The organism is Bartonella sp. HY761 (assembly GCF_026743145.1).
In the GTDB taxonomy this organism is placed as follows: domain Bacteria; phylum Pseudomonadota; class Alphaproteobacteria; order Rhizobiales; family Rhizobiaceae; genus HY038.
This window is the reverse complement of sequence record NZ_CP104887.1, coordinates 3,127,104-3,143,044: the sequence shown is the minus strand read 5'-3', so window position 1 is coordinate 3,143,044 and position 15,941 is coordinate 3,127,104. Positions and strand designations below refer to the sequence as shown.

At 39.3% G+C, this 15,941-nt stretch carries 13 protein-coding genes; 3 read left to right on the top strand and 10 right to left on the bottom strand.

From position 1 onward, the window contains the following. Position 1: 1 nt before the first annotated feature. The 6 genes from N6A79_RS13485 to N6A79_RS13460 all read right to left on the bottom strand — a co-directional run bounded on the left by N6A79_RS13485 (position 2) and on the right by N6A79_RS13460 (position 6,842). Complete coding sequence (locus N6A79_RS13485) at positions 2-595, bottom strand: CMD domain protein (protein WP_268546341.1); 594 nt, start codon at positions 593-595, stop codon at positions 2-4. Between the two features lie 70 nt (positions 596-665). Beyond that, positions 666-1,688: a putative FMN-dependent luciferase-like monooxygenase gene (locus N6A79_RS13480; protein WP_268546340.1), complete on the bottom strand. Its 1,023-nt coding sequence runs from the start codon at positions 1,686-1,688 to the stop codon at positions 666-668. A 32-nt stretch (positions 1,689-1,720) separates the two neighbouring features. Beyond that, positions 1,721-3,343 carry a dipeptide ABC transporter ATP-binding protein gene (locus N6A79_RS13475; RefSeq protein ID WP_268547598.1) on the bottom strand — a complete coding sequence of 541 codons (1,623 nt, stop codon included), beginning with the start codon at positions 3,341-3,343 and terminating at the stop codon, positions 1,721-1,723. Continuing rightward, the gene (locus N6A79_RS13470) at positions 3,343-4,170 is read right to left on the bottom strand and encodes an ABC transporter permease (protein ID WP_268546339.1); all 828 of its coding nucleotides are present in this window, start codon (positions 4,168-4,170) and stop codon (positions 3,343-3,345) included. Before N6A79_RS13470 ends, N6A79_RS13475 begins: the two co-directional genes overlap by 1 nt. Beyond that, positions 4,167-5,111 carry an ABC transporter permease gene (locus tag N6A79_RS13465; protein WP_268546338.1) on the bottom strand — a complete coding sequence of 315 codons (945 nt, stop codon included), beginning with the start codon at positions 5,109-5,111 and terminating at the stop codon, positions 4,167-4,169. The genes N6A79_RS13470 and N6A79_RS13465 overlap by 4 nt, the downstream gene beginning before the upstream one ends. Before the next feature lie 99 nt (positions 5,112-5,210). After that, positions 5,211-6,842: a TIGR04028 family ABC transporter substrate-binding protein gene (locus tag N6A79_RS13460; protein WP_268546337.1), complete on the bottom strand. Its 1,632-nt coding sequence runs from the start codon at positions 6,840-6,842 to the stop codon at positions 5,211-5,213. 225 nt (positions 6,843-7,067) lie between these two features. Between N6A79_RS13460 and N6A79_RS13455 the strand changes: the two genes are divergently transcribed. Next, complete coding sequence (locus tag N6A79_RS13455; RefSeq protein WP_268546336.1) at positions 7,068-7,592, top strand: Imm15 family immunity protein; 525 nt, start codon at positions 7,068-7,070, stop codon at positions 7,590-7,592. A 109-nt stretch (positions 7,593-7,701) separates the two neighbouring features. After that, on the top strand, positions 7,702-8,841 hold the full coding sequence (locus tag N6A79_RS13450) for a CobW family GTP-binding protein (RefSeq protein ID WP_268546334.1): 1,140 nt from the start codon (positions 7,702-7,704) through the stop codon (positions 8,839-8,841). A 119-nt stretch (positions 8,842-8,960) separates the two neighbouring features. On the opposite strand, the gene N6A79_RS13445 is transcribed toward N6A79_RS13450, so the two are convergent. From N6A79_RS13445 to N6A79_RS13430, 4 genes are all read right to left on the bottom strand, one after another. Further along, positions 8,961-11,822, bottom strand: a complete 2,862-nt coding sequence (locus N6A79_RS13445) for a TonB-dependent receptor (protein ID WP_268546333.1) — start codon at positions 11,820-11,822, stop codon at positions 8,961-8,963. 234 nt (positions 11,823-12,056) lie between these two features. Beyond that, on the bottom strand, positions 12,057-13,028 hold the full coding sequence (locus N6A79_RS13440; RefSeq protein ID WP_268546331.1) for a FecR family protein: 972 nt from the start codon (positions 13,026-13,028) through the stop codon (positions 12,057-12,059). Positions 13,029-13,070: 42 nt separating this feature from the next. Further along, positions 13,071-13,559 (bottom strand): RNA polymerase sigma factor, encoded by a 489-nt coding sequence (locus N6A79_RS13435; protein WP_268546330.1) that lies wholly within the window; start codon positions 13,557-13,559, stop codon positions 13,071-13,073. A 115-nt stretch (positions 13,560-13,674) separates the two neighbouring features. Then, positions 13,675-14,490 carry a pyruvate, water dikinase regulatory protein gene (locus tag N6A79_RS13430; protein WP_268546329.1) on the bottom strand — a complete coding sequence of 272 codons (816 nt, stop codon included), beginning with the start codon at positions 14,488-14,490 and terminating at the stop codon, positions 13,675-13,677. A 410-nt stretch (positions 14,491-14,900) separates the two neighbouring features. On the opposite strand from N6A79_RS13430, the gene hemE reads away from it, so the two are divergent. Then, positions 14,901-15,926, top strand: coding sequence for a uroporphyrinogen decarboxylase (gene hemE, locus N6A79_RS13425; protein ID WP_268546328.1), 1,026 nt, complete (start codon positions 14,901-14,903; stop codon positions 15,924-15,926). Positions 15,927-15,941: the final 15 nt, after the last annotated feature.

Here is a 15,941-nt window from a genome sequence, read left to right as displayed (position 1 = left end):
CTTATCGCTTTTGCACAGATTGCGGTTTATTGGCTAAAACTTTCAAACCAACGACAAGGCGAATTTGATAGCTAAGAAAAGCAATAAGCTGGGAAAGCGTCACAATATCATCATTAGACCAACCAGCATTAACAAGCTTATCAATATCATTTTTCGCACTATCACGCGGATGAAAGACCAATAAATGACCATGCTCAAATCCGGCAATTAACTTATCACCAAGAGAACTGCGCAAACTATCATCAGCCCGCCATAAAAGCCCATCTTCATCTTCACGACTTAAAGGACCAACAGGATAATGCCCATAAGGACCCGTAGTTAAGCCGGTTTTTGCCGCTTGTTGAACAAAATCTGCCTTTTTGGCATCAATTTTTAATAATTGTTCAAGGTAAAACTGAGCAGCTTCATCCACTTGGTGTAAAAGTGCAATAAAAGCTGCTACAGCAAAACGATCGGCTATAGAAAAACTAGCATTATCTTTATTTTCAAACAAAGCTTCATAGCTTTTTTGGGTTTGAGTAACCGTAATTGGTCGGCGTTGCCGCAGCGCAAGTTTTTGCCCAACCATTTTATCAATAACATCACTATCAGCCATCAAATCAACCCTTTATCGAAAACATATTGAAATAAAATACCTAATCAATTTCGCATTTTTATTGTGATACTTAATGATTAAGTGAAAGACCAAGCGCCGGTGCAACCTCTTGGGCGGTAAGCTCAATCGATTTTAGAATATCTTCATGCGGTGGCTCTACCGAATGGACTTGGAAGACAACATCTGTTGCCCGCAACAAAGTTGTATCCTTTTGCAAAGATGCAATCACCTCGTCAGGCGTGCCGACATGCAAATCAAAAGAAGCTATCAATTCTTCAAGGCTATGTCCGCGAGCTGGTTGCCCCGCTTTTTCAAAACGCTCAGCCGCACGACGTAGGCCAACTTCAGCAAGGCTTAATGCTCGCTGGCGATCCGTTGATACAAAAAGGCTGCGCGATGCCATAATGCGCGGTATTTTACCTTTTGGCAATGCAGCCAAATAGGCATCAATAATCGGGTTTTGCAAGGCATCAAGGCTCGCATCACTATTGTCTTTTGGGCGTGGTTGGGTGCGCGATAACATCAACCCATCACTTGCTTCACCGGCAAGTTTACCGCCAAAGCTTGAAAATGTCGCCATCCAAAAACGATTTAATAAATGCGGTGCAGTTGGATAAAGATGATTGCCTTTGTAAAGATCTTCACCGTTAAAGGCAGCGCGTAAAACTTTAAGGTGATTTGCATATACTTCGCCGCGATTATCCGGATCAACGCCAAAGGCTTCAAAAGACTCGCGCGTGCCACCAGTGCCAAAGCCAAGCTCTAAGCGCCCATCAGATAATAAATCCAAAACGGCAGTATCTTCTGCAACTCTTATCGGATTTTCCATCGGCAAGGTGATAACACCTGTGCCAAGGCGAATTTTATTAGTTTTAGCGGCTAAATTTGCCAAGAAAGCAACAGGGGAGGGCAAGCCACCTTCATCGGGATGAAAATGGTGCTGCGCCACCCAAGCAGTGTGAAAGCCAAATTTTTCAGCATGGATAATTTGTTGTTGCGCCAAGGCATAGCGTTGTTTTGCGTCAACATCATCTAATAAACGGGTAAAAAAGCCAAGTTTTCGTTTTTTAAAAAAATCATTTACATTTGTCATAGCAAACCTTTAAATTTCAAAATCTATGTCATTTATAATTGGGCAGAAAGCACCGATTTATGCAAAGCATTAGCCTTGCCCGGAATTGCTGCAATAAGCTCTTTGGTATAATTTTGCGAAGGGTGAGTGAAAATATCTTCAACACAGCCACTTTCAACGACACGTCCATTTTGCAAAACGGTAACTGTATCAGATATTTTACGCACAACTGAAAGATCATGGCTTACAAAAATATAGGTCAAATTTGCTTCTTTTTGAAGCCGCTCAAGCAGGGTCAATATTTGTGCTTGCACCGTAACATCAAGGGCTGAAACGGCTTCATCTAAAACCAAAATATCTGGTCTTAAAATAAGCGCGCGGGCAATTGCTACCCTTTGACGCTGTCCGCCAGAAAGCGCATGGGGGCGGCGATCAATAAAATCTTGTGGTAACTCCACCTCAGCCAACAAATCCAACACACGCGCGCGCCGTTCTGCTTTACTCACAGGTTGAAAATTGAGTAAGGGTTCCTCGATAATTTTGCCAATCGTATATTGCGGATCAAGCGAGCCATAAGGATTTTGATAAACAAGTTGAATATGGCGGCGAAATTGGCGTAATTCTTCGCCTTTTAAGCCGGTCATATCGGTGCCATCAATAATGATTTCGCCACTTGTTGGTTTTAAAAATCCACATAAAGCTCGAATAGTGCTAGTTTTACCCGAACCAGATTCACCAACAATTGCATGGGTTGTACCGCGCTGCACACTAAATGAGAGATCATCAATAGCACGATAGGTTTGCCGTCCACCATAATCAATATCAATATGACGCAACTCAACCAATATATCACGATCAACCAAATCGAGTTGGCGGATCGGCGGCACGGTTAAAGACGGATCATTAGCAACCAGTTTTTTGGTGTAACTTGATTGCGGATTGGATAAAATCGCGCGGCTATCACCACTTTCTTGAATGGCACCATTTTGCATGACGATAATGCGATCAGCACGGTCGCTTGCAACACCAAGATCATGGGTTACCATTAACAAACTTGAGCCAAAATCTTGGCGAATATCATCAATCAAATCAAGAATACGTCTTTGTACCGTAACATCAAGCGCTGATGTCGGCTCATCAGCAATAATAAGCTGCGGTTTTAATGCAATAGCAATAGCAATCAACACACGCTGACGCATGCCGCCTGATAATTCATGCGGATATTGATCAAATCGCCGTTGCGGATCGCTAAGCCCAACCTGATGTAGTAAATCAATTACTCTTTCCTTGATTTCTGCTTTGGCGACCGCTTTATGAATTTTAAATATTTCGCCAATTTGCTGACCAATCGTCATTAATGGATCAAGTGACGAAGACGGATCTTGCGGAATTAAGCTAATCACCTTACCGTGCAGGTTACGCAATCGCCGCGCTGACCAATCGCTAATTTGGGCATTGTTAAGTGTAATTGACCCATGATCAATACGCGCATTATTAGGCAATAGACCTAAAATTGCTTGGGCGGTTGTGGTTTTACCTGAACCCGATTCCCCAACAAGAACCAAGGATTCGCCTGCCTTCATACTAAAGGATACATCATGGGTAACACGGCGCCAGTTGTTTTTATCACGATAGGCGATGGAAAGATTTTGCACATCAAGAAGCAAGTTGGTCATCATGGCCTCCACTGGGTAAGGGCGCGGCTAACGCGGTTGGCGGCCAAAACCACCGCAATAATAAATAGCCCGGGAATGATGGTAAGCCACCATGCGGTCGCAACATAATTTCTACCCTCAGCAATAATCAATCCCCATTCAGGCGTCGGTGATTGCACGCTATAACCAAGAAAGCCAAGGGTTGCGATTTGCAGCAAAGCATGACCAAACTGCAACGCCGCATAGCCAACCACCGTATAAAGCGCATTGGGCAAAATATGACGATAGATCACCTGCAAAAATTTACCACCAGAACCAAAGGCAGCTTCCACATATTCGGCATGACGAATACGCGAAACCTCGGCACGGCTAAGGCGGGCAAAACCAGCAACCGATGTAACACCAACGGCAATCGCCACTTGCAGCGTACCAAAGCCCATTAAAGTAATGAGACTAAGCGATAATAGCAGTGATGGAATTGCTAATAAAACATCAATAAACCGCATAATAATAGTGTCTGTTTTACCACCTACCGAGCCTGATATAAGACCAAGCAAACCACCAATAACAAAACCAAAAGCGACCGCTGCCAAAGCGCCTGAAATGGAATAGACCGCCCCATAAATAATACGTGCATATAAATCACGGCTTAAATCATCGGTACCAAACCAATGATCGGCGCTTGGGGGTGCAAGTTGTGGGCCACTTTCAACAATTGGATTATAGCCAGTAAAAAGCGAGGGAAAAACAATAAAAGCCAAAGCCAAAACAAGAATAAGAATGGCTAGTAAAAGACCAATTGGTTGGCGCAAAAATGACAGCTTTAAAACTTTATCGTGACCACTCATGCGGCTTTTCCTTGACTTTTTTTAAGGCGCGGATCAATGAACGGGAATGATAGGTCAATCAATAAATTGATCGTTACAAAAGCAAGGGCGGAAATAACAACAATTGCTTGCAAGACAGTAACATCTTGCGAGCGCACCGCCTGTTCTGTCATTTTGCCAATTCCACTTAGGCCAAAAACTGTTTCAGTTACGACCGCACCGCTGATTAATTCACCAAACAGCAAGCCAGCAACAGTTAAGGTTGGCAAAGCGGCATTGCGCAAACCATGCTGCCAAAAAATTCGCCATTTGCTTGCCCCCTTCGCTTGTAAAACCATAATAAAGGGACGGGTTTCAATTTCATCCATAGCGCGCATTAATATTTGCGCCATAGGGGCAGAAATGGGAATGGCAAGCGTTGCAATTGGTAAAATCAACCCTTCAATTGGCCCGGGGGCAATAACCGAAATCCAGCCTAATTCAAAGGAAAAAACCTGCACCATGATAATGCCAATCCAAAAAAGCGGAACCGCAAGAAAAAGGCTTGGCAATGATAGAAATAAATTCTTTAACCACGCAAATGGAGAAAAGCTCGATAAAAGAGTGAGCAAAAATGCCAATATAATTGCCGCAAGAAAAGCAAAGCCAGCCAATTGCAATGTTGGCGGCAAATTAACGACCAATTGCTCTGTAACTGGCACACCAGCTTGAATGGAAAAACCAAGATCACCATGAAGAAAATTACTAAGGCTTTTTAAATATTGCAAAAAGACTGGCTGATCAAAGCCATAACGGCCGCGCAATTCTTCAATCTGCTGTGCGTTTAACCCATATTCAGGATTTAAAAATTTAAGCAATGCTGCATCGCCCGGCATAACCTGCAAAAGGATAAAAGATGCGGTAAATGCAGCCCATAAAACAATGAGTGCCTGACCCAGCCGATTAAGACTATAACGCAGCATGATATTCTTTCCTTAAACTGGCAAGAGCATTTTGTAAAAAGAGAAGCGGTTTTATTATAGATAAGGTAATAAGCTATTGAACCGCTTCATATTTCTAATTTATTTTTCAATCCATGTATTATAAAAATACGGGCGACCAACCGCTTCAAACGCGATACCTTTAACGTTTGGAGCACCACCATAAACCTGTGGTTCTTCAAAAATTGGAATAGCATAGGCTTGATCAATAATGTAATCGGTCGCCTCGATTAACAAGACATTACGCTTTTGCGGGTCACTTTGTGTTGCGACATCTTCAAGATAAGTATTAAGCTTATCATCGCGGAAGCTCTTAACCTTGTCGCTCAAACCACCTTTTTGCAAAAGTGCATCGCGGTTAAGTGGATAAAACAGGCTTTTAACCACATCGGCATCGGCGCGGCCAACCATATGAGGGATCACCGGAGTTTTTTCTGGATTAAGATTATCGATCAATGTTGATGAACCATCGTAATTCTTAATATTTAAAATAACACCAATCTTACGCCATTGCTGGGCAATAAGCTGCAACATCGCTTTACTTTGCGGTTGCTGCAAGGCTTCTGACGCGGTTAAAATAAGTTGCTCACCATCCTTGCTACGAATGCCATCACTACCAAGCTTCCAACCGGCTTCATCTAGCAGGGCGGCAGCGCGGGCGCTGTCATATTTAAGCTTTGCACTTTGATCGGAATAGCCAAAGGCATCATGGGCGACCAATGAAGTAGCAAGAGGATAATTTTTAGAATAGAGGTTTTTGACAATTTCTTCGCGATTAGTAGCAAAGCGCAAGGCTTCACGCACTTTTATGTCGGCAACAATGGGATTATCAGGGCGAAATGTAAGCGAGTTGTTAACCCCGCGCGTACCTGCTGAATAAACAATATTACCCGCTTTACTCACGCGATCTTCATCATAGGCTTGCAATTGTCTAACAAAATTGGCCTGCTTGGCAATAAGCGCACCAATACGAACATTATCTTCTGGAATGGTAAGATATTTTAATTCATCTAGATAGGCTCGGCCTTGATGAGCAAATTTTTCTGGCGCCCAATTATAATCTTCACGCACTTTAAGAACCAGTTCTTTGCCTAATGTTTCACGTGAGACAAAAAATGGACCAGAGCCAATAATTTTGGTCGCATCACCCAATTGATCAAGCGATAGACTTAATGTTTTAGGTGAAACAATGCCCGAACCTATCACTGAAGTGCCTTGTAAAAAGCCCGGCGATGGTTTTTTAAAGTAAAAACGCACCGTTAAAGGATCAATCACTTCGCTGCGATCATAATTATTAATGACTTCCGAAACAGATAGTTTTAAGTCCTTATTGCCAAGGCCGTAAGTATCGAAATTTTTGGCAATAGCTGCGGCATCAACGGGTGTTTTATCAGAAAATGTCACCCCATCACGCAGATGAAACGTATAAATGGTGGCATCGTCATTTACTTCCCATGATTTTGCCAGCCACGGTTCAATTTCTAATGTTTGTGGATTTTGCCAGGTTAAACGATCGGTAATCTGGTTAAGAATACCCCCATTGGTATAATTTCCGCCCAAGGGCGGATAAAGATTATGATGGGTTTGCTTATCTAAATAAACAAGAACACCGCCTTGACTTGGCTGCTCGGCTTTGGCACTAAATGATGACAAGGCAAATGTTGTCGCAAGGCTTGCTGCTAAAAAAATGGATTTCAAAGACGGCTTGACCATAATAATCCTCTCAAAGTTGATACTTGCAAGGATAAACAAGCCCCGTTATTTTTAAACGCACATTCATGATGAAATTTTAGAAATTTTAGTGTTTGATTTTAAATTTTTGCAATGTTTTAAAAAAAAATTCTAATATTTAAAATTTTCATTGGTTTGCAGTTTATGAAATTATTCCACCTTCCATAGCTACTATGAGATTTCACTATTTTTAATTGGAAAAAATTTATGTTGCAGCGTGATGCTTTTGAAAAATTACTAAAGCGCGAAAAGCTTGATGAGCTTGCAATATTTATTGATGATTATGAAAGCTTTGAAGAATTTCCATTAATATCGCGCTATACACATCTAGCCACCTTAAAAAAACGTATAAACATCGGCGCAAGGAATGAAAATAAAATCGATGTAGAAACCGCTTTGATTAAATTTTCAAGCCTTTATATTGATAAAATAAATTGCCATGCCAAAGAAAATCTTAACCCTGAAGACTATGACAACTTTTTTTGCTGCCTAACATTTTTTTACTATAGAAAGAAAGAATATTATTATATTCCGCATTTCCTTGTTTCTAGAAAAAAGCAGTTAGTTAAGTCTTTAAGCGATAATAAAATCTCACTTTCATCTCAAAATTATTTTTATCCAATATTTGCGCAGTTAAATATCATCAATTCATTTCGATATTTTATATCAAAAAATGATGATCCTGATTTAAATCGCCTTTATTGCCTGCCCGTTTATCATCACAAGCCATGATTTTTTAGATCAATAATCGAAAAAATAGAAAGAGGGTTAGATTTGCGGATTTTTAAAAATCTGCTAAGTTCAAACACCCAAAATAGTTGCCGTTTAAAAGGATAGACCCATGCAATTAAAGCGCAATATTCCTGTAACCATCCTTACTGGTTTTCTAGGATCTGGTAAAACCACCCTTTTAAACACCTTATTGCGCGATAATATGCTTAAAGACAGCGCAGTCATTATCAATGAATTTGGTGAAGTGGGCATTGATCATCTTTTGGTTGAAAAGGCAGATGAAGGGATAATTTCCCTTTCTGATGGTTGTCTATGCTGCACTATTCGGGGTGATCTTGTTGATACGCTAGCAGAATTAATTGATAAATTACAAATGGGTAAAATTAATCATTTAACCCGCATCATCATTGAAACAACCGGTCTTGCTGATCCTGCGCCGATATTACAAATATTGCTTGCTCATCCGATCATTATTGAAGCGTTACAGCTTGATGGTGTTATTACCACCCTTGACGCGGTAAATGGGGTTAAAACCTTGGAAAATTATCAAGAAGCCGTCAAGCAATTGGCCGTTGCTGATAGGGTTATTATAACCAAGGCTGATATGGTTGAAGGAAAAAACCAATTAGCGGCTTTACGAAGCAAAATCGCCAGCATCAATCCACGCGCCGAGATTTATTTAAGCAGCGATATTGAACAGCATATTGGCGACTTATTCCGCAGTGGTATTTATGATATTGATAATAAAACTGCTGATGTCAAACGCTGGCTTGCCGATGAAGACCAACACGACCATCATAATGCCCATAATCACGAACATAACCACGCGCATAATCACCATGACCACAGTCATCATCATGATGTAAACCGGCATAGCGATAAAATCCGCTCTTTTAGTCTTACCCATAATCAACCGGTCGATTATGCAGCAATTGAAGCCTTTGTTGATTTAATGCGTGCATCACAAGGCGACCGTATTTTACGTATGAAGGGCATTGTCCAAACCATTAAGCGCCCAGACCAACCCTTAATTATTCATGGCGTGCAAGGCATGTTCCATCCGCCAAAACGCCTTGATAGTTGGCCAGATGATAAGGCAGAAACACGTCTTGTGATTATTGGTGATGGTTTGGATGAAACCTATGTGCGCGGGCTTTTTGATGCATTTTTAAACCGACCCGCAATTGATACAGCAGATAGGCAAGCATTAAGCGATAACCCATTGAGTATCCCAGGTTATAAGTTCTAAAAACTTAACTGATACTTTTTATCATTGATAAAAAAGCCCTAGTCACAATTGATGACCAGGGCTTTTTTAAATGTATTGAGCACTTTTATGCAAAAGCATTTAAAACTTGGCATTTACCCCTAAGCGGAAAGTTCTGCCTGGTGCTGGCATAAAGCTATGCGCCAAAGGATCAAGGCAATACAATCTGTTAAATTTTGCACTGGCGTATTAAAACTTGCATGCTTATTTAACTTATAGCTGGTGAAAATATCTACAACTGTCACCGGTTGATAAACAATTTGCGGTGTGGTTGCTGAAGTTTGCCAAGGCTCTTTGATTTCCGCCGTTGGCCCAGATGTATAGCTAACGCGGCTGCCAATCACCCATTTTTCATCAAAAAAGCGCATACCGGTTAATAAGTTAATTGCATATTTGGGTGGATTTTGCGCATTTGTATAAGCGCCCATAAAACCACCCTTAGTGCAATTGGGTGTATTTTCTGTTTCTTGCCAAATATTAGCAGTTTTACGCAAATAGGCGGCAAAATCAGCATCACATGTTTCAGTATTTAAATAATAAGTTGCCGATAAATCGCCAAAGAAACGACCACTATCATAATGCGACTGAAATTCTATACCACTTGTCTTATAATTATCCGCATTTCTAAAATACATCATGCCATTTGATTGTGGATCATAAAAACGAGTGATAAAATCCTTCACATTATTATTGAAATAGGTAATTTTTGCCGACGCTGTATCACCAGTTGTAATAAAGCTATTCACCGTTCTTGATGCACCAATTTCAAAGCTTTTTGACCGCTCGGGCTTTAATTGATCTGTTGGGCTAAGTTGATTGGTACCATAGGTCGTTTCAAAAAGTGAAGGTAAGCGCACGCCTTGTGTATAATTTGCATAAACAAATGTATCAGGCACAATTTCATAATTAAAGCCAACAGATGGAGAAAATGCATTATCTTTTAAATGCAATGGCTTACTGATTTCAAAACCAGTTACTGTTGATGTTATACTGGGCCCATAAACATAGGTACTGGTTGCGCCATAATCATTATAGCGAATACCATCAAATGGATTATTGGTATCTTTAAAGACAATGCCATTATTTAAACGCGGATCATTTGCATCGGTAAAATTACCATTTTCGTCAGCAACCCAATACATATAGCCATAAGTTGATGCATTATTGACAGAAATCCAACTGCCGTAAAGATCTTCGGTAATTGCTTTAGAATAGCCATTTTTATCGCGCGAGCGATAAAAGCTAAAACGACCCGCGCCCCAAATTGATAATTGTTCAATGGGTTTATAATCAAGTTTAGCGGAAATATTGGTTTCTTCTCTCACACCATTTCGCAAAATACGATTTTGAAAAATGTCATTTTGGGTAATGACCACTCGTTTTTGTGGTCTAATATCTTCATGCTGATAAGCGCCCGCCAAAGTTAGATCAAATTCACCTATTTGGGTGTTGAATTTTGATTCATTGGATATATCAACGCCAATACGCTTATTTTCCATCCGAACCCAATTGCGATCGGTCATAAATTTTTGCGATGTTGGCCCATTGACACCATTTAACTGACTGCTTTTAGATCCCGTCCACCATAAATTGGCTTTTAAATTAATTAAATCTGAATCAGGATTAAAAGTATAACGTGCTGTTGCACTGTTAATAAGCATTGTTCCTTCAGGATATTGATAAATATTACCAGTACCAAAACGGAAAATATCAGATGGCATAATTTCGCCAAAACTGCCATCAAAACGGCGATAACTTAATTCTAATGCTTGATTATCACTAATATTAAAACCAGTTTTTAAAAGAAAACTTTCGGTACTCACCGAAGTATTTAGAATTTCGTTGCCTTCTTCATAATTAGTGGCAACCGATGCCTGTTCTGTTCCACTTTCACTAAACATTCTATACTTATCACGACCGTATTTACCGGCAAAATAATTGCCTTGTTCACGCTTTGCGTAAGCCGTAACTATACTAAAATTGTCGTTGGCATAAGCAAATGCAACACTACCAGATTTAGCAGCTGAATTAATAATACTACTACGCGATGTTTCGGGAGTTTGAGAGAGTTCACTACTTGAGAAAATATTATTCGAACGATTGGGAATAGAAACTCCGTTATTCCATAATTCACCCTTTAATCGAAAACCTATATTATTACCGGGCAAAATAATATCATCTGCTTTTAAAGTATTTATCTCAATTGTGCCACCAATAGCACTAGCGGTTGCAGGGTTAAACCCAGGGCCTTTTGTGATAATCATATCGCTAATAAGATCTTGATCAATATAACTGCGTTGTTGTGTACCAGCATAGCCACGATATACATTTAATGCTTGTTGTGATCCATCAATGGTGATGGCTACACGACTTTGCCCTTGTAACCCACGAATATTCACATCAAGTGCACCACCATTTCGGCTATCACCAACTTGCACTCCTGGAATACCTTTTAAACTATCAGCAACTGACACACTACCAAAACGATCAAGATCTTCACCAGTAACATAAACCGTTGATTTTGGGGCAATATACATATCGATAGCACTACTGCCACCACTAATGATTACCGGATTTAAACTATTTTCATCACTGCCGATATTAGAAAGGTTTTCTGATGCACGCTCACTATAAAGGCTAACGGTTCGTGCATTAATAAAACGATATTGAAGATTACTATTTGATAACATCATGGATAAGGCTGCCGCCGCAGACTGACGACCATTTACCGCAACTGAATTTCCTTGGATGGAACCACCATTTTCATGAATAACTTGTATTCCTGTAAGGTTAGTAAAACTACTTAATGCTGATAATAACGGCTTTGATGGAATATTAAAATTATAAATATTTCCTTGCTGTGTCTGTTGCGCAAAAGCCGATGGTACGAAAGGCATGGTTGCCAATAAAGCAATTGTTGAAACCCCCGCCACCGATAAAAAAGTCTTAAAACTTGAAATCACGAACCTGTCCCTCTTCATGTTTCTATAAAACCATAAGTTTTTAACGCGCCAAAAATTTTTATTTTTCGTGAACATTATCCCGTATGTCTTCATTGCGGTTTAAAACCGCAATAATGTTAAAAATTTTTGATATGTTAAAAATTCACTTAAATATCACCATGCCTTTTGCTACTTTTCAGCGGCAAAACTGGTCATTCAATTAAGAAACGATTTGAGGGATAAAAAGCCGTAAAATTATTTTGAAATAAATAACAATAGATCCGAAACCTTATAGATTTTTAACCCCATAACGGTCTCAAAACTGTTAAAAATTGTTTGATTATCATTGGTTAAGAATATGCCAGTAACGGGTAAATCACCCAAGGATTGATCGGCAAAGATTACCTTGGCCTTAGAATAACGCGAAATTTGATTGACCACATCCCGTAAAGGTTTTTGATTTACGATAATCATACCTTTACGCCAAGAAAGTGCAATATCTGGATCTATATTTTCCATTCTCAAAATATTTTTATTCGAAATATGCGCCGCATCATTTTTCTCTAACACCAATTGGTCATTATTATTGTTTTTAACCAATACCTTACCGCGTTCAACAATAACTTCGACATCATTGGAAATTTTTTCTGCAGTAAATACTGTGCCAAGAACTTCAATTTGTGCTTCAGCAGTTTTAACAATAAATGGTCTATTTTCATCCCTTGCAACATCAAACCATACCCTGCCACGAATGAGTTCAATTTGACGAGTTTCATGCGAAAAATTGGTATTAATTGCACTGTCACTATCTAAATAAAGATGTGATCCATCAGCAAGTTCAATATTTTGAACTTTTCCAATTGCGGCAGAATATTGGGCAAAATGACGTTCAATCAAACCATTATCAAACCAAAAAATAAGGGCAGCTAATAAGCAACATAGACCAGCAGAAATAGCACTCCATTTGAAAGAAAATTTAGTGGGGGCTTTTTTAATGGGTTTATACGCACCAGTTTTAGCCAAAACCGTAGCAGGCAACGCTAAATCTTCCCAAAGTGCCAAAGTCTTATCATACGCAATCTGATTATTTTCATTTTGTTTAAGCCAAGCATTAAAAGCATTTTTTGTTTTTTTATCAATATTTTTCGCTTGCATGCGCGCAAACCAAGCCGATGCTTGTTCAATTTCTATGTCACTCAATTGGTGGTCTTGGTTGGTATTTTGCATATTGGCCAATATAATTACTTAATTTGATAAAAAAACAAATATTTAGTCATGCGACTGCTTCCATTTATGACAAAATGCAATAGCTGCGGCCATTTCTTTTTCAACCGTGCTTTCCGAAATATCAAGCATTTTTGCAATTTTTTTATAAGATAAACCGTCAACCCGCGATAGAAGTAATATTTGCCCTCGTCGTTTTGGCATATTTTCAATAGCATTTAAAAATATGCTTAAATTGTTTTTTGACGAAGTAATTATTTCAGGATTTATCGTTTCGCATTGTTGTTCAGTGGCTAAGCTATCGTGAATATTTTGTGTCTGTCTCTTTTGTCTACGTATTTGATCAATAGCAAGGGTTTTAATCGTTGCAAAAACCAAGCCTTTATCATTTTCAGATAAGTCACGATGAGATAATTTAACATAAGTATCTTGAACAACATCTTCAGCATCTTGCGAATTGCCCAATATTTTTGCAGCAAAACGCTTTAAACGTGAACGCTCCCTGGTAAAAATATGTTCAAAAACCATACTCATAAAAAAATTATTCTCTTCCCTAAAAGATGATTTTTTTAGTATAGTATTTTTATGGTTGCAATAATTAAATTATATGGCTTAAAAATATTTTATTTTATTATTTATTTTCAAATAATTAGCGGTAACGTGGTCTTAAAGCCAAAATTGCAGCAGCTGTTTCTTCAATTGAACGGCGGGTGACATCAATAAGCGGCCAATTTTGCCGGTTACAAATACGCCGCGCATAATTTAATTCTTCTGCAATTTCAATTCGATCAATATAGGCTTGCGTATTGATACCGCCATCAAGATCCCTTGCACTGCGCACTGTTGCCACCCGATCAACTGATGCCACTAAACCTACAATTAACGGATTTTTGGCTTTTAATAATTGTATTGGCACTTCAAATTGCGGAACCAAGGGAACATTAGCAGTTTTAATACCGCGATTGGCAAGATAAATACTAGTTGGTGTTTTTGACGTGCGCGAAATTCCAACAAGAATAATGTCTGCTTCATCAATATTTTCAAGCATTTGACCATCATCATGCTCCATTGTGAAATTTAATGCATCAATTCGGTGAAAATAATCAGCATTCAACACATGTTGCGCGCTAGCGCGGCGCATTTTTACCTGCCCCAAATAGGATTGAAAGGTTGAAATGACCGGATCTAAAACGGATGCACAAGGAACACCCATTTTTTGGCAGGCCTTATTAATCTCATCGGCAATCGTTTCATCAACAACCGTATAAAGCACAATTCCAGGTTCTGCATCAATTTCACCCATCACGTCACGCAGCTGCGACTCGCTACGAATGAGCGGATAAATATGCTCTATCGCCCGGTGGCTGGGATATTGGGCCGAAACTGCGCGGCCAGCAGACAATAAAGTTTCCCCTGTTGCGTCTGAAATCATATGAAGGTGAAAGTAAGAAATTGATTTAGCCACAGAAAAATGCCCCTGCTGTTGATAAATGTTAGAGTCGAGGATGACCGCAGAGGACTCCTTATAGTGTTGGGGATAACCAACAGTTTCTTCCACAATAGCATCACCTGTTTGAAAGCTTTTCCACCTAGCTAATTTTACGTGGATTATAGTGCATTTTTCAAAAAAAAGACACAAGATTTCCACATAAACGCGCCTATACTCAATATTTTGGATTCATAAGCTTTTTTTCATTTTTTTTTAGCTATATACACAGGCATGGATTAATTTGTACATATAGCCCTATTGAAAGTTCGAACTGTGGAAAAATGACTGGTTTTTGATAATCCACATTACTCACAGACTATAATAATAAGAATCCTCTTTTAAGAAAGATTCTTTATTTAAGAAAATAAAAAAACGGAAAAAACCTGATGACAAAAAAATTGGTAAGCGTGCTCAAAGGTGAAACATTTAGCGTACCGCCTTTATGGATGATGCGTCAGGCAGGACGTTATCTTCCTGAATATAGGGAATTACGAAAAAAAGCGGGTTCATTTCTAGATTTGTGCTACCAACCAGAACTTGCTGCAGAAGTAACATTACAACCAATTGAACGCTTTCAATTTGATGCAGCTATTCTTTTTTCAGATATTCTAGTTGTTCCCCATGCCCTTGGTAGAAATTTAAGATTTGAAGAAGGACGTGGTCCTATTCTTGAACCAATTGATCTTAATGGCATAAAGGCTCTTGAAAAAGAAGAAGCGCAGGCACGCTTAGCGCCTTCTTTTGAAACGATTAAGCTTGTTAAACAAAAACTTAACGATCAAACTGCACTTATTGGTTTTTGTGGAGCACCTTTTACCGTTGCAACCTATATGATTGCCGGTCATGGTACGCCAGATCAGGCGCCTGCACGGCAATTTGGCTATCAAAACCCGCAAGAAATGCAAGAACTATTGACAATTCTTGCCGATGTTTCTGCTCAATATTTGATTAATCAAATTGCTGCTGGTGCGGATGTGGTGCAAATTTTTGACTCTTGGGCGGGAATTTTAGACGAGCAATCTTTTGAAGCATGGTGCGTAAAACCAATTTTATTGATGGTTGAAAAAATTAGAGCCGTTTATCCAGAAGTGCCAATTATTGGTTTTCCGCGTGGCGCCGGCGCACTTTATGAAAATTTTGCTGAAAAAACTGGGGTTTCTGCCTTGGGGCTTGATTGGAGTGTACCGTTGTCTTTTGCAAAAAAACTTCAAAAAACAACTGCTGTGCAAGGTAATCTTGATCCACTTCGCCTTGTTTGTGGTGGCAAAGCTCTTGATGATGGTGTTGATGCAATTTTAAAAACCCTTGGTAACGGTCCATTGGTTTTCAATCTTGGTCATGGCATTACACCTAATACGCCAATTACCCATGTTGAACAGATGATTTCTCGCGTTCGCAATTTAAAATCATAAATTTGTAATTATATT